Genomic DNA, 18,369 nt, shown 5'->3' with positions numbered 1-18,369 from the left:
CTGATCCACCCCGAAGGGCTTCACCGTTCGACTTGCATGTGTTAAGCACGCCGCCAGCGTTCGTCCTGAGCCAGGATCAAACTCTCCGTGAATGTTTACTCGGCCCCGACAATCAAGCGGAGCCGGTTCACACCCGCGTTGAGCGGCACGGCAACCACCGGAATAGGGCGGCCCCGCGCACTGCGTCCTCGCTAGTGTTATTTCAAAAGGAATCTCCAACCCCGATCAGACGATCGAGGCCGGGGATGTCAACATATCTGGCGTTGACTTTTGGCACGCTGTTGAGTTCTCAAGGAACGGACGCTTCCTTCGGACCGCCTTCCAGCGGGCCCTCCGGGCGCTTCGTTCTTTCGTGTTTCCAGCTTATCAGATGTTTTCCGCTCCGTTTTCCGGAGTTTCATTCATCGGATTCGCTTTCCGCTTTGTCACCCCGGTCTCCCGCGGCGACTCCGGAACTGTACGGGCACCGACCCGCCACATGCAAATCGCCTCCGCCCGGGACTCCGGGCGGAGGCGATCACGTCGTCAGACGCGTTCAGTCGCGTTCAGTCGCGCCGTCAGGCGCGGCCCATCTCCTCGGCGATGGCCGCCGCGAAGGCGTCGATATCGGCCTCCGTGGTGTCGTACGAACACATCCAGCGCACCTCACCGGTGTGCTCGTTCCAGAAGTAGAAGCGGTAACGCTTCTGCAGCCGCTCGCTCACCTCTCGCGGAAGGATCGCGAACACCGCGTTCGCCTGCACCGGGCGGACGATCTCGACACCGTCGATCTTCCGGACCGCCGCCTCCAGCCGGCTGGCCATCGCATTGGCATGGCCTGCGTTGCGGAGATAGAGGTCGCCCGCGAGCAGGGCCTCGAACTGGACGGAGACGAAGCGCATCTTCGACGCGAGCTGCATCGAGGTCTTGCGCAGGTACTTGATGTTGCGCACCCGCTCCGGGTTGAGCACCACCACGACCTCACCGAGCAGCAGGCCGTTCTTCGTACCGCCGAAGGACAGCACGTCGACGCCGAGGTCCGTCGTGAAGGCCCGCATCGGCTGGCCGAGCGAGGCGGCCGCGTTCGCCAGCCGGGAGCCGTCCATGTGGACCAGCATGCCGAGCTGGTGGGCGTGATCGACGATCGCGCGGATCTCGTCGATCGTGTAGAGGGTGCCGAGCTCGGTGCTCTGGGTGATGGAGACCGCGAGCGGCTGCGCGCGGTGCTCGTCGCCGAAGCCGTAGGCCTGCAGGTCGAGCAGCTCGGGGGTGAGCTTGCCATCCGGGGTGGGGATGGTGTGCAGCTTGATGCCGCCCATCTTCTCCGGGGCGCCGCCCTCGTCCACGTGGATGTGGGCGGTGTCGGCGCAGACCACGGCGCCCCAGCGGGGCAGCAGCGCCTGGAGGGCGACCACGTTGGCGCCGGTGCCGTTGAACACCGGGTAGGCCTCGGCCTTGTCGCCGAAGTGGCGGCGGAAGACGTCCTGGAGGTGCGCCGTGTAGTCGTCCTCGCCGTAGGAGATCTGGTGGCCTCCGTTGGCCAGGGCGATCGCGGCGAGGATCTCGGGGTGCACGCCGGCGTAGTTGTCGCTGGCGAAACCGCGGACGGCGGGGTCGTGCCGCCGTACCGCGTCCGTACGGGTGAGGTCGGTCATCGGGCTGTCAGCCACAGGTGCTGTCCGTTCAGTTCTGCTGCGGGGCGGTCCCAGAGGTCCGCCAGGTGTCCGGCGAGGTCGGCGGTGTCGGTGAACCCGGTGAACTTCGCCTCCGGCTTCTCGGCCCGCATCTCGGGGCTGACCAGCGCCTTGATGACCAGGATCGCAGCCGCCGCGGTGGGCTCACCGTCCGGGGAGGTGGTCTCCTTCTTGAAGGAGTCGGCCATGGCGAGGGTCCAGGCCTCGGTGGCGGCCTTGGCGGCCGCGTAGGCGGCGCCGCCGGCGGTGGGCTTGTGCGCGGCCGCGGCGGAGACCATGGCGTAGCGGCCGGCCGGGCTGCGGACCAGCGCGGGCTGGAAGGCCAGCGAGGTGTGCTGGAGGGTCCGCACGACGGTGTCGTGCAGGAAGTCCCAGTCGTCCAGGCGGGTGTCGAAGAAGGTCTTGCTGCCGCGCCAACCGCCGACCAGGTGGAACAGGCCGTCGACGTGCCCGTGCTCGGCCTCCAGGTGGTCGGCCCAGTCGTGGACCTCCTGCGGGTCGAGCAGGTCGATCACCTGGCCGCTCAGCTTCGCTCCGCGAACCGCGACGCGGGTGGCGTCCAGGGCGGACTCCAGGCGCCGGGCGTCGATGTCGGCGCCGATCACGGTGGCGCCTTCGGCGGTGAGACGGCGCAGCACGGCCTGGCCGGCCGGGCCGCTGGCCCCGGCGACGGCGATGACCTTGCCGGCCAGCTTGGTGGAGGGGTTGGTGGTCACGCGGCGACTCCCTGGATACCGGCGCCGGTGATGCCGGCGGTGGCGGCGATGACGCCGCGGAGCTTCTTGGACAGGGCCTCGTAGAACATGCTCAGCGGGAACTCGTCCGGGAGCACGGCGTCGCACAGCGCCTTGTTCAGGGCCTTGCCGTCGGTGATGTCGAGCGGGAGGGCCTCGGGGCCCTTGGCCCAGGTGGAGGCCGGGTGCGGGGTGAGGTAGCGGGAGACCAGCTCGTAGGCGGCGATCCAGTGGGCCGGCTTGGGCCGGTCGATGCCGTCGCGGTAGAGGGTCTCGATCTCGCCGCAGAGCGCGTTGGTGACCTGCGGGGCGCGCTCCCAGTCGATGGTGAGGCGGTTGTCGCGCCAGCGCAGCGCGTCGTGCTTGTGCAGGTACGCGAAGAGCAGCTGGCCGCCGAGGCCGTCGTAGTTGCGGACGCGGTCGCCGCTGACCGGGAAGCGGAACAGGCGGTCGAAGAGGATCGCGTACTGGACGTCGCGGGCGTGCGGGTTGCCCTCGGTCTCCAGCTTCACCGCCTCCTTGAAGGTGGTGAGGTCGCAGCGGAGCTCCTCCAGGCCGTACATCCAGAACGGGCTGCGCTGCTTGATCATGAAGGGGTCGAAGGGCAGGTCGCCGTGGCTGTGGGTGCGGTCGTGGACGAGGTCCCACAGGACGAAGGTCTCCTGCGCGCGCTGCTGGTCCTTGAGCAGGCCCTCGGCGTCGGCCGGGATCTCCAGGCCGAGCTGCTGGACGGCGCTGGTGGAGACGGCGCGGAAGCGGGCGGCCTCGCGGTCGCAGAAGATGCCGCCCCAGGTGAAACGTTCCGGCGCCTTGCGGACGGCGACCGTCTCGGGGAAGAGGACGGCGGAGTTGGTGTCGTAGCCGGCCGTGAAGTCCGTGAAGGTGATCGGCACGAACATCGGGTTGTCGAAGCGGGTGCGCTCCAGCTCGTCCAGCCACTCGGGCCACACCACGCGCAGCAGGACGGCTTCCAGGTTGCGGTCCGGGTTGCCGTTCTGGGTGTACATCGGGAAGACGACCAGGTGCTCCAGGCCGTCCTCGCGCTGGTCGGCGGGCTGGAAGGCGAGCAGCGAGTCCAGGAAGTCCGGCTCCCGGTAGCCGGTGTCGGCCCACTTGGCGAGGTCGGCGTCGACGGCGGCCAGGTAGGCGGCGTCGTGCGGGAAGTGCGGGGCGAGCTCCTCGACGGAGGCCCGGACGGTCGCGACCAGCGGGTCGACGGTCTGCCGCTGGACGGCGGACAGGTCGATCGAGCCGTCCTTGGACTGCAGCGGGCGCAGCGTCTCGACGGCCTCCTTCAGGCGCAGCCACGCCGGGTGGGCGGCGAGGGTCGAGACCGGGGCGTCGGCCGCCGCTGCGAGCCTTGGCGAAAGATTCTGCATCGTGGACTCACTTCGACAGGAGTTATTTCAACGAGGACACCATAAGTACGAAAGGTTCTCCCGTTCAAGGGGGTCAGAACCGACAAAACTCCGGCACGTCGCCGTTCCGGCCCCAAATCCTGCGTCGGAGCAGCGGCTGTCCGACATGTGGACGGTTTCCTGGATGTTCTGGACAGACGAGCGGTCCTGATGCGAACCTCCCCGCATGCTCCCGGCGGTGATCACGGTGGCCGAGCGCCACGACAGCCCGTTCCGGGTGCCCTCCCGTCAGCAGGCCTGCTGTCGTTGCCGCTGCCGCACGCACGGCCGCTGTCGCAGCTGTCGTTGACCCGACCGCGGCCCTCGACCCGGCCGCGGCCCACCGGCTGCCGCTGATCCGGCTCGGGGCGCCGCGGACGCGGGCCCGTACGCCGACCATGCCGTGTGTGTTCCGGAGCCGCCACTGGGGGGAAGTGACCCGCCGGGAAGCGGCCCGCCCGGCCCGTACCGCCGTGCCTGCCCGGCCCCTCCCAGTTCTCCCCGTCCGGCCCTTCCCCTGGAGTCCTGCCATGAGCCTCCGCAATCCGTCCGCCGTCCTGCCCCTCGCCGCGCTCGTGGTGGCCGCCGCCGCGCTCACCGGGTGCGCGCCGCAGGACGCCAAGTCCGACGGGGCCGCCGCCTCCGGCGCTTCGGGTTCGGCCGGTACGGCGGCGAGCTGCGCGCCGGGCGCGCTGGCCACGCGGACCGCCGGGAAGCTGACCATCGGCACCGACAAGCCCGCGTACGACCCGTGGTTCTCCGAGGACAAGCCGGAGAACGGCAAGGGCTTCGAGTCGGCGGTGGCGTACGCCGTGGCGGAGAAGCTGGGATACCCGAAGGACAAGGTCGGCTGGGTGGTCGCGCCCTTCGGCAAGGCCACCGCGCCGGGGGCCAAGGACTTCGACTTCGACATCAACCAGGTGTCCATCAGCGACGAGCGCAGGCAGGCGGTGGACTTCTCCTCCGGCTACTACGCCGTGCGCCAGGCCGTCATCGCGCTGAAGGGCTCCAAGGCCGCGGGCGCGAAGAGCATCGCCGACCTCAAGGACGCCAAGCTGGGCGCGCAGATCGGCAGTACGAGCCTGGACACGATCACCAACACCATCAAGCCCAGCAGCCAGCCGGCCGTGTTCGACTCCAACGACCTGGCGAAGGCCGCGCTGAAGAACGGTCAGGTCGAGGCGCTGGTGGTCGACCTGCCGACGGCCTTCTACATCACCGGTGCCGAGGTGCCGGAGGCCCAGGTGGTGGGGCAGTTCGAATCGGCCTCGCAGGGCGAGCAGTTCGGCCTGGTGCTGGACAAGGGCTCCCGGCTGACGCCGTGCGTGTCGGGGGCGGTGGACGCGCTGCGCGCGGACGGGACGCTGGCGAAGCTGGAGAAGCAGTGGCTGTCGGACGCCGTCTCGGCCCCGGTGCTGAAGTGAGCGGGGAGACGGGCGCGACCGGATCGGTCGACGTCGCGAAGGACGCGACGGACCCGACGGAGGCGACGGACGCGACGGATCCGACTGAGACCAAGGATCCGCCGGGGCCGGAGGACTCCGCGGCCCCGGCGGAGCAGGACGGGTACCGCCCCTCCGAGCGGCGGCTGGCGCACGAGGCGTACCGGCGGGCCCGTGCCCGCCGCTCGGCGCTGATCGCCACCGCCTCGACCGTGCTGACGGCGGTCGCGCTGTACCTGCTGGTCGTCAACTCCCCCGGCTGGGAGGTGACCCGGCGGACCTTCTTCAACCTGGACTACGCCCGCCAGGCGCTGCCCGAGGTGGTGCGGGGGCTGCGGCTCAACCTGGAGCTGATGCTCGGCTGCGGGGTGCTGATCCTGGTGTTCGGGCTGCTGCTCGCGGTGCTGCGGACGCTGCGCGGGCCGGTGTTCCTGCCGGTGCGGCTGCTGGCCACCGCGTACGTGGACTTCTTCCTCGGGTTGCCGATGATCATCTGCCTGCTGGTGATGATCACCGGGGTGCCGGCGCTGCGGCTCACCGGGGTGACCACCGATCCGCTGCTGCTCGGCGGAGCGGCGCTGGTGCTGACGTACTCGGCGTACGTGTCGGAGGTGTTCCGCTCTGGCATCGAGTCGGTGCACCCGAGTCAGCGGGCGGCGGCGCGCTCGCTGGGACTGACCAACGCCCAGGCGATGCGGTACGTGGTGCTGCCGCAGGCGGTCCGGCGGGTGGTTCCGCCGCTGATCAACAACCTGGTGAGCCTGCAGAAGGACACCGGGCTCGTCTCGATCGGTGGCGCGATCGACGCGGTGTACGCGGCGAAGATCATCGCGGCGCACTCCTTCAACTTCACGCCGTACCTCGTGGCGGGGCTGGTGTTCATCGTGCTGACCATTCCGCTGACCCGGTTCGCCGACTGGCTGACCGGGCGGATGAACCGTCGGCAGCTGCAGGGAGGTGCGGTGTGAGCGGGACCGACGTGCTCCGGCTGGAGTCGGTGCGCAAGACCTTCGGCAGCCAGGTGGTGCTGCGCGACGTGGACCTCGCCGTGCCCGAACACTCGGTGACGGCGCTGATCGGGGCGTCCGGCTCCGGGAAGTCCACGCTGATGCGGTGCGTCAACCTGCTGGAGGGGATCGACGACGGGGCGATCTTCCTGGACGGCGAGGAGATCACCGACCCGCGCGCGGACGAGGACGCGGTGCGCCGCCGGATCGGGGTGGTGTTCCAGTCGTACAACCTGTTCCCGCACATGACGGTGCTGGAGAACATCACGCTCGCGCCGCGCCGGGTGCACCGGGTCGGACGGGCGGAGGCCGAGGCCAAGGCGCTGGAACTGCTGGACCGGCTCGGGCTGGCGGCCAAGGCGAAGGAGTACCCGGACCGGCTCTCCGGCGGGCAGCAGCAGCGCGTCGCCATCGTGCGGGCGCTGGCGGCCGGGCCCCGGCTGCTGCTGCTCGACGAGATCACCGCGGCGCTCGACCCGGTGCTGGTCGGGGAGGTGCTGGCGGTGGTGCGGGACCTCAAGGAGCAGGGGATGACGATGGTCCTCTCCACCCATGAGATGGGCTTCGCCCGCGAGGTCGCCGACCGGGTCTGCTTCCTGGACGGCGGGGTGGTGCTCGAACAGGGGCCGCCGGAGCAGGTGTTCGGCGATCCGCAGGAGGAACGGACCCGGCGGTTCCTCAGCCGGGTCGTCGCCTCGGGGCGGCTCCAGGGCTGAGCGCCGTTGGCCGGGGGGTCGTGGGCCGGGCGCTGGGTCGTGGGTCGTGGGCTGTGGGTCGTCCGGGGTGGATCGCACAACGGCGGTCACCACTGTGCGCCCCTGCACGCGCCCTGGCCGCGCCGGGGGCGTAGCGGTGATCGTGGACAGGACGATCGTCGCCGTGGCGGACGGATGGCGGGGAACGGATGACAGCTGACGGCTGACGGCTGACAGATTTCAACATCTGTTATCTGTCTTCTGTCAGCTGTTCGCTGCCCGTCGTTCGCCGCCCGCCACCCCCGGGAGGCCGCCGTTGCACGGACCCACCCTGGTCAGCTGGCTCCTCGCCCTCCTCACCGCCACCGCCGGCGCCTACTGCCTGACCCGCCTGCGGCACGCCCCCTGCGCCACCGCCGCTCCGGGCTCCCGCCCCGCCCACCCTCCGCTCGCCCGGGAGTCCGACGCCGCCGAAGCCCTGATGGGTCTCGGCATGGCGGCGATGGCCGTCACCGGCGCCACCGTCCCGGGCGCCGTCTGGGCCTGCCTGTTCGGTCTCCCCGCCGCCGTCTTCCTGCTCGCCGCCGTGCACGCCCCCGCCGGCCGGGCGCACCGGCTGCACCACGCGGTCGGCGCGCTCGCCATGACGTACATGGCCCTCGCGATGACCGCCTCTCCCGGCGGACACCACCACGCCGCCGCGCTCGGCACCCCCCTGTTGACCGGCACCCTGCTGCTCTACTTCGGCGGCTACTCCCTGTGGGCCGGCGCCCGGCTGCTGCGCACCCCGTCCGGCACCCTCGTGCTGGGCACCACCGGTCTGCCCCGGGCCTGCCGACTGGCCATGGGCATCGGCATGTTCGCCATGCTCCTGACCATGTGACCCGCCCCGTACGAGCCGCAGCCCGCGCCGACGCGAGCACCGAAACCCGCCCCGAAGCCCGCGCCAAGCCCATGCCAAAGCCCAGGCCCGCGGGTGGCGTTGGTCACTGGCCGGCCGAAAGCCGTTCCACCGGACGTCGCCAGCGCATAGGTTGGCAGGGAGCGCCTTGTCGCGTTCCGTGCGTACTCGGGGAGCCCATGCGATGACTGCCCTGATCGGCCTGCTGTTGCTCGGCCTGCTGCTCTCCACCGTGGTGCCCCGGCTGCTGGCCCGGGCCCGCTGGGTGGAGCGCGAACCGGTGCTGGCCCTGCTGGTGTGGCAGTGCATCGTGGTGGCCGTCCTGCTGTGCTGCGCCCTGGGTCTGGTCCTCGCCGCCTCCGCCGCCGAGCCCGAACTGCGCGCCTGGGTGTTCTCCGGTGCCCCGCACGGCGTGGAGGACGCGTACGGCCTGCAGGACGCCGAGGGCTGGGGCCGGCTGTGCGCCGCGGTCCTGGCGGCGGGCGCACTGCAGACGGTACTGGCGCTCACCCGCGAAGTTCGTACGGCCAAGGCCCTGCGCGACCGCCGGCACGCCCAACTGGCGACCTGCGCCCCGGAGTTGCCCGAGGCGATCGAGGCCGCCCGGAGCCGCCGGGAGCGGTTGGTGGTGCTGGAGAACGTCCGGCCCGAGGCCTGGTCGCTGCCCGGACCGAACTCCCGTCTGGTGGTCACCACCGGCGCCCTCCAGCAGCTCACCGACCGGGAGCTGGCGGCCGTGCTGAGTCACGAGCGCGGACACGTCCGGGCCCGGCACCACTGGCTGCAGCAGTTCGCCCAGGCGCTCGCCTCCGGCTTCCCCGGCATCGGCGTGTTCCGCGCCTTCCGGGACCAGGTGGCGGAGCTGGTCGAGCTGGCGGCCGACGACCGGGCCGCCCGTCGGCACGGCCGGCACACCACGGCCCTCGCACTGGCCGAACTCAACCTGGACCGCGGGGTGTTCGGCTCCTGCCCGCCCGGCCTGGCGCAGTCCCCGAAGCGGGTCGACCGGCTGCTCGCGGGCCGCCCCCGACTGTCCGTCCCGCACCGGTTGCAGCTCACCGCCGTCGCCCTGGCCGCACCCGCCGGGGCCGTCCTGCTGGCCGTCGCCCCGGGGCTCCACTCGCTCCTCTGATCGGGCCAACCTGGCGCCGCGAACGCAGAAACAGCGAACCGGGCAAGGAAGCTGACAGATAGTCAGCTGGACGCGGAATCCCCGCAGAGCGGAGCGAACCGCCCGCCGAGCGTCAGCCCGAGCACCTCGCGGTGGAGCGGCCGGGCCTGGTCGTAGCGCTCCCGCCCGGCCTCGGTCAGAGCGATCATGATGCCCCGCCGGTCGCTCGGACACATCGCCCGGGTCACCAGTCCGACCTTCTCCAGGCGGGCGATCAGCCGGGACAGCGCACTCTGGCTCAGATGGACGATGGACGCCAGCTCACTCGCCCGCAGGGCGTGCCGGGCTTCGGCCTCGCACCCCTCCACCAGGCGTTCCAGCACCTCGAACTCGCTCATGCCCAGCCCGTACTTCTCACCGAGCTCGCGGTCGAGCGTACAGACGGCCGCGGCATGGCGGGCGAGCAGCTCGCGCCATTCCGCGATGAGACCAGCCTCCGCCGAGGCTTCGAGGGAGTCGAGTTCAGCCACACCACCACCCTAGCATGTGCATCGTAAATTTATGCGTTCACATCTTATTCATTTGCATTGAATGCACGCGCATGTACTGTCCTCCCCATGACCACCGCGACCGTCACGCCAACCGACGATCCGTCAACCAGCGGGCTGCACTGGACACCCCGCCTCTGGGGCACCCTTGTCGTGCTCTGCGCCGCCATGTTCCTGGACGCCCTGGACGTCTCGATGGTGGGCGTCGCCCTCCCCTCCATCGGCTCCGAACTTCACCTCTCGACCTCCACCCTGCAGTGGGTGGTCTCCGGCTACGTGCTCGGCTACGGCGGCCTCCTGCTGCTCGGCGGGCGCGCCGCCGACCTGCTCGGCCGCCGCCGGGTCTTCCTGGTCGCCCTCGGCGCCTTCGCCGCCGCCTCGCTGGTCGGAGGCCTGGTCGACGACGGCGGCCTGCTGATCGCGGCCCGTTTCCTCAAGGGCGTCAGCGCCGCCTTCACCGCCCCGGCCGGCCTGTCGATCATCACCACGACCTTCGCCGAGGGCCCTGCCCGCAACCGGGCGCTGTCGATCTACACCACCTGCGGCGCCAGCGGCTTCTCGCTCGGCCTGGTGCTCAGCGGCCTGCTCACCTCGGTCGGCTGGCGCTGGACCTTCCTGATGCCCGTCCCGGTCGCGCTGCTCGCCCTGGTCTTCGCCGTGCGCCTGCTCCCCCGCCCGGTCGAGGAGCCCGCCAAGGGCGGCTACGACGTGCTCGGCGCGATCACCGGCACCACGACCGTCCTGCTGCTGGTCTTCACCGTGACGGAGGCCCAGGGCGCCGGCTGGCTGAGCCTGCGCACCCTCGGCTCACTGGTCGTGGTCGCCGCGCTGGCCGCCGCGTTCCTGCTGGTCGAGAGCCGCACCGCCCACCCGCTGGTCCGGCTCGGCATCTTCCGCAACGGCTCGGTGGCCCGGGCCAACGTGGTCGCCTTCGCGATGACCGGCGCGTACGGCGGCTTCCAGTTCGTCGTCACGCTCTACCTGCAGCACCTGCTCGGCTGGTCGGCCCTGCAGATGGCCCTCGGACTGCTGCCGGCCGGCGCCTTCATCGCCCTCTCCGCGCCGTTCATGGGCCCGATCGTGGACCGCTTCGGCACCGCCCGGCTGCTGCCGATCGGCCTGCTGGCCCTGGCCGGTGCCTTCGCCCTATTCCTGCGCCTGGACGAGCACAGCTCGTACCTGGTCCTGGTGCTGCCCTCGATGCTGCTGCTCGGCGTGGGCTTCGCGCTGGCCTTCCCCTCGGTGAACATCGCCGCCACCGACGGGGTGGCCGACGAGGAGCAGGGGCTGGCCTCGGGTCTGGTGAACACGGCGATCCAGGTCGGCACCGCCGTGGTGCTGGCCGGGGCGACCGCGATGATCACGGCCGGGAGCGCGGGCGGCGACAGCGCCCGGGCTCAGCTGGACGGCTACCGGCCGGCCCTGGTCCTGGTCACGGCGGTCGCGCTGGTCGGACTGGTCGTGGCCGCGGTGGGCGCCCTGCTGGACCGACGCCGGAATTCAACTCTCCCGTCGGTGCCGGATTATGATTATCCGCCTGCCGGGTCGCCCGTGGCCCGGACCGAAGTCCTGACCGAGCACTGACCCACTGGCCCTCGCCCACGGTCGACCCCTGACCGCCGGGCACTGGTGCCGGCTCCACCAAACCCCCGTGTTGGTGGAGCCGGCCGTCTATGTACGGGCCGCCCGGGCGGCGCCCGCAAGGGCACGGTTCCACGGCGCGGCTGCCGGCTCCGCAAGTATATTGGCCCGGAGCCAACGAACGTTCGGAGCAGTCACGATGGCACCTCGCGGGGATTCGGTCAATGAGGAGATGCGGCAACGCTCCCGCCGACGCATCATGCGGGCCACCATCGAGCTCGTTGACCAGCGCGGTTACGCGGGCACCACGCTGAGCGACATCGCCGAGCGGGCCGGACTCGCCCGCGGTCTGCTCTCGTACTACTTCGACGGCAAACGACTGCTGATGCAGTCCGCCACGCACCGGATGATGCACCAGGCGCTCTCCGGCGAACTGGCCGAACTGCCGCCGGGCGCCTCCCCCGAGGCCCGATTGGCCCGCGCGATCGACACCGTCCTCAGCCTGGCCATGGACCACCCCCGGGTGATGCGCTCCCACCTGGCGCTGATCCTCGACCCGGACACCGGCGCCTTCGTCCAGGACCCGGAGCAGCAGCAGGTCGGCGCGATCCTGCAGGGCCTGCTGGAGGACTGGGGCGCGCCGGACCCGGTCGCCGAGCACGCCGTGCTGCGCAGTGCGCTGATGGGCGGCTGCATCGGGGTGCTACTGCCGGGCGCGGAGATCCCGCTGGCGCCGATCCGGGCCGACCTGTTCGGCCGCTACGGCCTGGCCTGGGAGCTGGGCCGCCCGCCGCAGCCGCTGCCCCCGCCGGAACGCGAACGGCCGCCGGCCCACGGTTGACGGCGAGCGGGCGGCCGGGCCGGGCGATCGCACGGACGGCTTGCGACGGAGGATCTCCCGGGCCCCGCCCGGGAGTTGCTCAGCGCTCCTTCAGGATCGAGGCGAGCAGGTCTATCGTGCGCTCGGGCGTGAGGCTGTCCACGCAGAGCCGCTCCATGACCTGGATGTACGCGTCGACGTCGTCCCGCTTGTCCAGGTAGAGCGCGCTGGTGAGCTGCTCCAGGTAGACCACGTCCGCGAGGTCCTGCTCCGGGAAGCGCAGGATCGTGAACGCCCCGGACTCGCCCGCGTGCGCACCGAAGCGGAACGGCATGACCTGGATGACCACGTTGGCCTGCTCGGCGACGTCGATCAGGTACTGAACCTGGCCGCGCATCACCTTGGGCCCGCCGACCGGCCGGCGCAGCGCCGCCTCGTCGATGACCGCCCACAGCCGCGGGCTGGCGCCCTCGGTCAGCAGCTTCTGGCGGCGCAGGCGGAGGCTGACCCGCCGCTCGACCTCCTCCTCACTGATGACCGGCCGACTCTGGCCGAAAACCGCCCGTGCGTACTCCTCGGACTGCAGCAGTCCGGGGATGAACTGCACCTCGTACGTGCGGATCAGCTGGGCGGCCTCTTCGAGGCCGACGTAGGTCTGGAACCAGCCCGGCAGCACGTCGTTGAAGCTGTGCCACCAGCCGGACTTGTTGGCCTCGCGGACCAGGCCGAGCAGGGCCTCCCGCTCCAGGCCGTCGTCGACGCCGTAGAGACTGAGCAGGTCGGCGACGTCGCGCTCCTTGAAGCTGCCCGGCCGAGCTCCATGCGACTGATCTTGGACTCGGACGCGCGGATCGCGTAGCCCGCGTCCTCACGGGTGATCCCGCGCGCCTCGCGCAGGCGGCGCAGCTGCGAGCCGAGGAGGATCCGGCGGACCATCGAGCCGCCGCCCGGCTGAACTGTGGTCATGCGGTCGAAACCTCCACCTAGGGCAAACAGCGCACAGTCTGCCATCAGTTGAGCGCTCACGGTGCCGATACTGACGGATGTTCCTATCAGTTCCGCACTCCGCACACCAGGATGCACGTGCATCCGGCGCTTGCATATGCCAATAGTGCGACTGCACGTGAATCGACTCTTGCATCTGCAGTGAGCGCACACCACCATGGTGCACGTGCACCTGCACATCCCTGGCAATCCCGCGGGCTCCGCGTCGACCCCACGCGCGACTCCGTGCACCGACCCGGCGGCGTCCCCGCGCCACCGGGCGTTCGAGTGCGCGCGCGCCTGGTCGAGGGGGCGGCCGAGCGGCCGAGCGAGTCGGAGGTGACCGGCATGACCCCGGCGGGTCCAGCCGCGTCCGCCCCCTTATGGGAGGAGCTCTTCATGAGCACCGGTACGGCTTTGGCAGTTGACCCCCATGTGGTCACCTGTACGCTCGCTCCTCGTTTCGAAGCCGTGAGAACCGCGCGCGACTTCGCCCGGACCGCTCTTCAGTGCTGGGGCCTGACAGAGCTGTTCGACGATGTCGCGCTGGTGGCCTCGGAACTCGTGACCAACGCGCTCCGGCATGCGATCGGCGCACGGCCCGACCCGTCGGGCGGCGCCCTGGGCGAGTACGACTTTCCCACACAGCCGACCCCGGAGGGACGGCTGCCGATCCGAATAAGCCTGGTGCACCGTGCACCCCAGGTGGTCTGCGCGGTGAGCGATCCGAGCAGCATCGGCCCGGTGGCCCGGGAGGCGGACTTCGTCGCCGAATCCGGCCGCGGACTGCACCTGGTGGAATCGTTCAGCCGCTCGTGGGGCTGGCACCCGCTGGGCAGCGGCAAGGTGGTCTGGGCCGTGTTCGAGGCGGAGCCGACCTGCGGCAGCGGGCTCGACCGCGGCAGGCTCGACGGCGGCGCACTGGACGGCCACCGGCTCGACAAGCTCGACGGACGCGTCGAAATCGGTGGACGGCACCGGCGCTCGGCCTAGCGCCGCGCGGCGCACGGCCGGCCGAGGGACGACCCGGGAGGACCACGCCCCGGGGACGACCCGGGAGAAGCACACCCCGGGCCCTTCAGCCAGGCCTCCGTGCCGGACCGGGCCACGGCCCCGGCACCGGCTCCCCGCACCGGGCGCCCCGGCGCCCGAGGACGCGGGCAGCCCGCGGGAGCACCCGCGACACCCCGGCAGGCCCCGCCGCGCGGTCCACCACGGGACCGGACGGAAGCGGAAAGGGCCACCGCCGGGCAAAGACAAAGGCCGTCGTGGTGTCAGCACCCACGACGGCCCCCCGATGGTGAAGCAGCGGCCGGTCAGACCGCCAGGTGGTCGAACTCCCCGTCCTTGGCCCCCAGAAGAAGGGCGGCGATCTCCGCCCGGGTGTAGATGAGCGCCGGACCGTCCGGGAAGCGCGAGTTGCGCATCGCGACGTCGCCACCCGGCAGGGCCGCGAACTCGACGCAGTTGCCCTGCGAGTTACTGTGCCGGCTCTTCTGCCAGACCACCCCCTTGAGGTCGGCGGCGGCCATCCCGTTGTAGGTGTGGTTCGAGCCGTGCATGTCCTGCGAGTCGTGCATAGAAGTCTCCCGAAGAGCTCCGGAGTTGTCGTCCAGCGCGGCGCCCCCGGCACCCGCCGAACGAACGGACCGGCCCCGTACCGGTCCGGCACAACGCCTCACTTGACGCGATGATAGCCCCAGTGCACGTGCATCAGCACGGGACATTGCAGGTGCACGAGGCCTTTTATCGGTCGCCCCGAACTCTTCACGGACCCTTCTCCTGACGGTACGTAAACGGACATAGCCGATTGAATCGACGGCTCGTCCATAACCGGCCGTGAGCAGCCCCCCGCTAAATGTTGATCTTCGAATGCCGGGAGTCGCACCGCCGTGACCCTCCGTCAGGCCACCGTCCGACTGTGAGACATCTCACTCGCCCCGGATGCAACGCGCCGCCCCTTGGGACACGTCAGGGCATCTACGTGGGTCCACACGGGGGTTGGGCGAAGAATGTCCGGATTGTAGGCAAACCGCCCGGACCGGCGCGGCAGCGACACGACCTTCGCACCACGACCACCCGAAACCCGTACGGCAGCCGACTGCAGGCCTGACGGGCAGATGTCCTACGATCTCCGGCATGAGCACCGCAGCCATCCCGGGCGCGCCACTGCCCGTCCGCACTCCAGGCTCCCGTGCGCGGGGGCGCCACCGCCGCCCCGAGCGCCCCGAGATCCGCACCGGCTCGCCGGCCCTGGTGCTCGCCGTACCCGCGACCGCGGGACCCGAGTCCCGTTCGGTCGTCGAGGAACTGCTGTCGATCGTCCGCAGCGAGCACACCGGCGTCCAGGCCGCGGTCGGCTACCTCCCGAGCGACGGCACCGAGGCCGGGGGCTCCGAGGACCGCACCGTGGCGGAACTGCTGGCGGCGGCCGCCGAGGCCGGACTGCCGACGCCCGTCGTGGTGCCGCTGGTACCCGGACCGCACGGCTTCCTGACCGGGCTTCACGCCCTCGCCGCGGAGTACGGCGCGACCGTGACCGACGCGCTGGGCCCGCACCCGCTGCTCGCCGAGGCCGTCCACGTGCGGCTGTCCGAGGCCGGGCTGGCCCGGGCCGACCGGGCCCGGCTGTTCGCCATCGCGACCGCCGCCGACGGCGTGGTGCTGACCACGGTCGGCGGCGAGGACGCGGCCGCCGCGGCCGGGATCACCGGCGTACTGCTGGCCGCCCGACTGGCCGTCCCGGTCGTCGCCGCCGCGCTCGACGTGCCCGGCTCGGTCGCCGGGGCCGTCAACCACCTCAAGGAGACCGGCTCCCAGCGCCCGGCACTGGCCCCGCTCGTCATCGGCCCGGAGGCGGACTCCGAGCTGCTCGCCACGGCCGCCGAGGAGACCGGCTGCCCGTCGGCGGCGCCGCTGGGCGCATACCCGACCGTCGGCCAGCTGATCGCCTCGACCTACCTGGCCGCGCTGCCGACGCCGTCGGCCGAGGAACTGGCCGAGGCCGAGGCGGAGGCCGCCGCCACCATCGGGGCCGGAGAGGGCTCCCGACGTGCCCACGCGGCCACTGAGGGGCCCGTGGAGGGCTGACGGACCCACGGGCCACCCGTTGCCACACCCGCACCACCGAAGGACCCGGAACGACTGCGTTCCGGGTCCTTTTCGCTTGTTCGGATTGCCCCACAGGAGAGTTAAGCGGGCATTGCTACGCAATGTCCGTTCTGGTGCCATTTGTCGATGAATAGTCGGCGCGCAGGCGGGCGCTCGAATCTCGGGCACTCCCCAGGCCCGGCGGGCGCGCCCCGCCGCACTTCAACGCTCCGTCACATCACTCCTGAGGCGGAGACAGTTTTGGGAATCCATCGAGAAATTGCCGGAAAACGATCATTTCCGATCATGAAATTCGGGCCATTCGACCTTTCCCCGTAAACCGTGATGCGCATCACAGATATTTGCAGTTTGAACTTAAGTCTGCTTAACGTGCTCCCCGTTCGTGACCACACGGACCCAGTTCATCCGCGACGCCGAGTCCTGCCGTCGGATGTCCTGGCAGCGCGAAAACGCACTACGGCAGGAGCGGGGGAACCACAGGTAAGTCGCCCCGGACCGATTCCCGGAACGGTCCAGGGCTAGGGGTGAAGCCGCGCCCACAGCGCGGCCGGGCAACTCCAGCCCGAATCCGACAGCTCACCTCGCAGGCGTGGGAGAGGACCGCGTCTTCATGCTGCCTTCCAACGGCAACCGCCTGTCCAGCCGCACCCGTCGCGTGATCGCCGCCCTCGGCGTCGCGGGCGTCGGCCTCACCGTCCCCTGCCTCACCACCGGCACCGCCGACGCCGCCACCGTCGCCACCTGGGACAAGGTCGCCCAGTGCGAGAGCAGCGGCGACTGGAGCATCAACACTGGCAACGGTTTCTACGGCGGCCTGCAGTTCACCTCCAGCACCTGGGCCGCCTTCGGCGGCACCGCGTACGCCCCGCAGGCCAACCTCGCCACCAAGGACCAGCAGATCGCCGTCGCCGAGAAGGTCCTCGCCTCGCAGGGTCCCGGTGCCTGGCCGGTCTGCTCGATCCAGGCCGGTCTGACCAAGGGTGGCGCCGCGGCCGCCGTCGACACCTCGACGGCCGCCAAGCCCGCGGTCAAGCCCGCCCAGGGCCAGACCCCGGCCGCGAAGCCGGCCGCGCCCGCCCAGGCCCAGGCCCAGGCCTCCAGCGACTCCGCCTCGGCCTCCGCCAAGTCCGCCAACAGCGGCTGGGCGAAGCAGCGCCAGACCCAGGCCCAGACCGGCGACTACACCGTCGTCGAGGGCGACTGGCTGTCCTCGATCGCCGACAAGCACAACGTCCAGGGCGGCTGGCAGCACCTGTACGAGCTCAACCGCAGCACCCTCACCGAGGGCCCGGACACCATCTACCCGGGCCAGCAGCTGACCTTCGGTGACGGCGCCCCGGCCCAGGCCGACACCCCCTCCACCGCCACCAAGTCCGGCTCGGACTTCACCTGGTTCGACCGCTCGCAGAAGTCCGGCCAGGCCTCGAACGGCGGTGCCGTGGACGCCAAGCCGATCGCCCAGACCAAGGCCCCGGCCGCGAAGCCCGCCTCGAAGCCGGCCGCCCAGGCGCAGACCCAGGCCCCGGCTCCGGCCGCCACCGGCAGCATGGCCGCCGCGGTCTCCTTCGCCAAGTCGAAGGTCGGCCAGGCGTACGTCTACGGCGGCACCGGCAACGGCGGTTGGGACTGCTCCGGCCTGACCCAGGCCGCGCTGCGCGCCGCGGGCATCAACGTCCCGCGCGTCGCCGCCGACCAGGCCGCCGCCAGCACCCACGTCTCGCTGGACAGCCTGCAGCCGGGCGACCTGCTCTTCTGGTCGAACAACGGTCAGAACTCCGGCGTCTACCACGTCGCCATCTACATCGGCGGCGGCCAGTACGTCGAGGCCGCCAACCCGAGCTCGGGCGTCCGCCTCCAGACCATCGCCAACTGGGCCCCGGACTTCGCCGGCCGGGTCTGAGCACCGCGAACACAGGACAGCTGACGGATGACAGCTGACGGATAACGGATGACAGATTTCATCATCTGTCAGCTGTCATCCGTCAGCCGTCATTCGTCACCCGACCGCCCCGGGAAGAGTCTGGTCGCTCCCCCGGGGCTTCGGCGTACCCGCACGACCGGACTCGCAGCGCCTGATTCCGCATGGTCAAACTCCGGCGCAGAGGGCATGCTGCTGCCCTGCACCCGAGGAGGAGTCACCATGGCCCAGGTCACCATCACGCTCGACGCGAACCTCGCGATCGACGCGATGCTGCTCTCCGGTACCAAGAACCCCCAGGACGCCGTCGAACTGGTAGTGCGCGACTACCTGGCCCGCGGCCGCCGCACCGAGACCCGGACCGGCGACGCGGCCGACGGCCAGCGGGTCTCCACCGACCGCCCGAACGCCCAGGAAGGCTGACCTGGCAGCGCGCACGCCGACGGG

At 71.0% G+C, this 18,369-nt stretch carries 16 protein-coding genes, 1 rRNA gene, 1 pseudogene and 1 riboswitch; of the genes and pseudogenes, 11 read left to right on the top strand and 7 right to left on the bottom strand.

The features are described from left to right. The 4 genes from ACIG5E_RS02615 to ACIG5E_RS02600 form a co-directional block, all read right to left on the bottom strand. Positions 1–92: ribosomal RNA gene (locus ACIG5E_RS02615) — 16S ribosomal RNA — on the bottom strand; the annotation flags it as partial. A gap of 465 nt (positions 93–557) precedes the next feature. Next, positions 558–1,634, bottom strand: coding sequence for a threonine aldolase family protein (locus ACIG5E_RS02610; RefSeq protein ID WP_396531027.1), 1,077 nt, complete (start codon positions 1,632–1,634; stop codon positions 558–560). Continuing rightward, the gene (locus tag ACIG5E_RS02605) at positions 1,631–2,389 is read right to left on the bottom strand and encodes an SDR family NAD(P)-dependent oxidoreductase (protein ID WP_396530989.1); all 759 of its coding nucleotides are present in this window, start codon (positions 2,387–2,389) and stop codon (positions 1,631–1,633) included. Before ACIG5E_RS02605 ends, ACIG5E_RS02610 begins: the two co-directional genes overlap by 4 nt. Further along, on the bottom strand, positions 2,386–3,786 hold the full coding sequence (locus ACIG5E_RS02600) for a DUF6421 family protein (protein WP_396530988.1): 1,401 nt from the start codon (positions 3,784–3,786) through the stop codon (positions 2,386–2,388). The genes ACIG5E_RS02605 and ACIG5E_RS02600 overlap by 4 nt, the downstream gene beginning before the upstream one ends. Positions 3,787–4,334: 548 nt before the next feature. On the opposite strand from ACIG5E_RS02600, the gene ACIG5E_RS02595 reads away from it, so the two are divergent. From ACIG5E_RS02595 to ACIG5E_RS02575, 5 genes are all read left to right on the top strand, one after another. Next, entirely contained in the window at positions 4,335–5,228 is an 894-nt protein-coding gene (locus tag ACIG5E_RS02595) for an ABC transporter substrate-binding protein (protein WP_396530987.1), read from the top strand. A gap of 164 nt (positions 5,229–5,392) precedes the next feature. Continuing rightward, positions 5,393–6,214 (top strand): amino acid ABC transporter permease, encoded by an 822-nt coding sequence (locus ACIG5E_RS02590; protein ID WP_396531026.1) that lies wholly within the window; start codon positions 5,393–5,395, stop codon positions 6,212–6,214. Continuing rightward, positions 6,211–6,969, top strand: coding sequence for an amino acid ABC transporter ATP-binding protein (locus tag ACIG5E_RS02585; protein ID WP_396530986.1), 759 nt, complete (start codon positions 6,211–6,213; stop codon positions 6,967–6,969). The genes ACIG5E_RS02590 and ACIG5E_RS02585 overlap by 4 nt, the downstream gene beginning before the upstream one ends. 295 nt (positions 6,970–7,264) lie before the next feature. Continuing rightward, positions 7,265–7,831, top strand: a complete 567-nt coding sequence (locus ACIG5E_RS02580; protein ID WP_396530985.1) for a DUF5134 domain-containing protein — start codon at positions 7,265–7,267, stop codon at positions 7,829–7,831. A gap of 202 nt (positions 7,832–8,033) precedes the next feature. Next, positions 8,034–8,981, top strand: a complete 948-nt coding sequence (locus ACIG5E_RS02575; protein WP_396530984.1) for a M56 family metallopeptidase — start codon at positions 8,034–8,036, stop codon at positions 8,979–8,981. Between the two features lie 62 nt (positions 8,982–9,043). Here the strand turns inward: ACIG5E_RS02575 and ACIG5E_RS02570 are convergent, their stop codons facing one another. Continuing rightward, positions 9,044–9,490, bottom strand: coding sequence for a MarR family winged helix-turn-helix transcriptional regulator (locus ACIG5E_RS02570; RefSeq protein ID WP_396530983.1), 447 nt, complete (start codon positions 9,488–9,490; stop codon positions 9,044–9,046). An 87-nt stretch (positions 9,491–9,577) separates the two neighbouring features. Here ACIG5E_RS02570 and ACIG5E_RS02565 point away from each other — a divergent pair, with 87 nt between their 5' ends. Together ACIG5E_RS02565 and ACIG5E_RS02560 are read left to right on the top strand one after the other, a co-directional pair. Beyond that, on the top strand, positions 9,578–11,092 hold the full coding sequence (locus ACIG5E_RS02565; RefSeq protein WP_396530982.1) for an MFS transporter: 1,515 nt from the start codon (positions 9,578–9,580) through the stop codon (positions 11,090–11,092). 229 nt (positions 11,093–11,321) lie between these two features. Then, complete coding sequence (locus ACIG5E_RS02560) at positions 11,322–11,930, top strand: TetR/AcrR family transcriptional regulator (RefSeq protein ID WP_396530981.1); 609 nt, start codon at positions 11,322–11,324, stop codon at positions 11,928–11,930. A gap of 79 nt (positions 11,931–12,009) precedes the next feature. Here ACIG5E_RS02560 and ACIG5E_RS02555 read toward each other — a convergent pair. Next, positions 12,010–12,875, bottom strand: a pseudogene (locus ACIG5E_RS02555) (helix-turn-helix domain-containing protein). A gap of 417 nt (positions 12,876–13,292) precedes the next feature. Between ACIG5E_RS02555 and ACIG5E_RS02550 the strand changes: the two are divergent. Beyond that, the gene (locus ACIG5E_RS02550) at positions 13,293–13,886 is read left to right on the top strand and encodes an ATP-binding protein (RefSeq protein ID WP_396530979.1); all 594 of its coding nucleotides are present in this window, start codon (positions 13,293–13,295) and stop codon (positions 13,884–13,886) included. 323 nt (positions 13,887–14,209) lie between these two features. Here the strand turns inward: ACIG5E_RS02550 and ACIG5E_RS02545 are convergent, their stop codons facing one another. After that, on the bottom strand, positions 14,210–14,473 hold the full coding sequence (locus ACIG5E_RS02545; protein ID WP_396530978.1) for a DUF397 domain-containing protein: 264 nt from the start codon (positions 14,471–14,473) through the stop codon (positions 14,210–14,212). 559 nt (positions 14,474–15,032) lie between these two features. Between ACIG5E_RS02545 and ACIG5E_RS02540 the strand changes: the two genes are divergently transcribed. The 3 genes from ACIG5E_RS02540 (at position 15,033) to ACIG5E_RS02530 (ending at position 18,345) form a co-directional block, all read left to right on the top strand. Next, entirely contained in the window at positions 15,033–15,983 is a 951-nt protein-coding gene (locus ACIG5E_RS02540) for a hypothetical protein (protein WP_396530977.1), read from the top strand. Positions 15,984–16,436: 453 nt separating this feature from the next. Then, positions 16,437–16,607: riboswitch (cyclic di-AMP (ydaO/yuaA leader) on the top strand. A 7-nt stretch (positions 16,608–16,614) separates the two neighbouring features. Then, positions 16,615–17,904, top strand: coding sequence for a transglycosylase family protein (locus tag ACIG5E_RS02535; protein WP_396530975.1), 1,290 nt, complete (start codon positions 16,615–16,617; stop codon positions 17,902–17,904). 240 nt (positions 17,905–18,144) lie between these two features. Beyond that, positions 18,145–18,345 (top strand): hypothetical protein, encoded by a 201-nt coding sequence (locus ACIG5E_RS02530; protein ID WP_396530973.1) that lies wholly within the window; start codon positions 18,145–18,147, stop codon positions 18,343–18,345. The last annotated feature ends 24 nt before the right edge of the window (positions 18,346–18,369 follow it).

The organism is Kitasatospora sp. NPDC053057 (assembly GCF_044546945.1).
GTDB lineage: Bacteria > Actinomycetota > Actinomycetes > Streptomycetales > Streptomycetaceae > Kitasatospora.
The sequence above is the reverse complement of the archived record's forward strand: the minus strand, read 5'-3'. Positions and strand labels throughout refer to the sequence as shown.

What these genes read in the sequence shown, in the direction of transcription:
- ACIG5E_RS02540 (WP_396530977.1), top strand. Translation starts at nt 15,033, where the DNA reads ATGAGCACCGCAGCCATCCCGGGCGCGCCACTGCCCGTCCGCACTCCA.
- ACIG5E_RS02595 (WP_396530987.1), top strand. Translation starts at nt 4,335, where the DNA reads ATGAGCCTCCGCAATCCGTCCGCCGTCCTGCCCCTCGCCGCGCTCGTG.
- ACIG5E_RS02575 (WP_396530984.1), top strand. Translation starts at nt 8,034, where the DNA reads ATGACTGCCCTGATCGGCCTGCTGTTGCTCGGCCTGCTGCTCTCCACC.
- ACIG5E_RS02565 (WP_396530982.1), top strand. Translation starts at nt 9,578, where the DNA reads ATGACCACCGCGACCGTCACGCCAACCGACGATCCGTCAACCAGCGGG.
- ACIG5E_RS02545 (WP_396530978.1), bottom strand. Translation starts at nt 14,473, where the DNA reads ATGCACGACTCGCAGGACATGCACGGCTCGAACCACACCTACAACGGG.
- ACIG5E_RS02560 (WP_396530981.1), top strand. Translation starts at nt 11,322, where the DNA reads ATGCGGCAACGCTCCCGCCGACGCATCATGCGGGCCACCATCGAGCTC.
- ACIG5E_RS02550 (WP_396530979.1), top strand. Translation starts at nt 13,293, where the DNA reads ATGAGCACCGGTACGGCTTTGGCAGTTGACCCCCATGTGGTCACCTGT.
- ACIG5E_RS02530 (WP_396530973.1), top strand. Translation starts at nt 18,145, where the DNA reads ATGGCCCAGGTCACCATCACGCTCGACGCGAACCTCGCGATCGACGCG.
- ACIG5E_RS02600 (WP_396530988.1), bottom strand. Translation starts at nt 3,786, where the DNA reads ATGCAGAATCTTTCGCCAAGGCTCGCAGCGGCGGCCGACGCCCCGGTC.
- ACIG5E_RS02610 (WP_396531027.1), bottom strand. Translation starts at nt 1,634, where the DNA reads ATGACCGACCTCACCCGTACGGACGCGGTACGGCGGCACGACCCCGCC.
- ACIG5E_RS02535 (WP_396530975.1), top strand. Translation starts at nt 16,615, where the DNA reads ATGCTGCCTTCCAACGGCAACCGCCTGTCCAGCCGCACCCGTCGCGTG.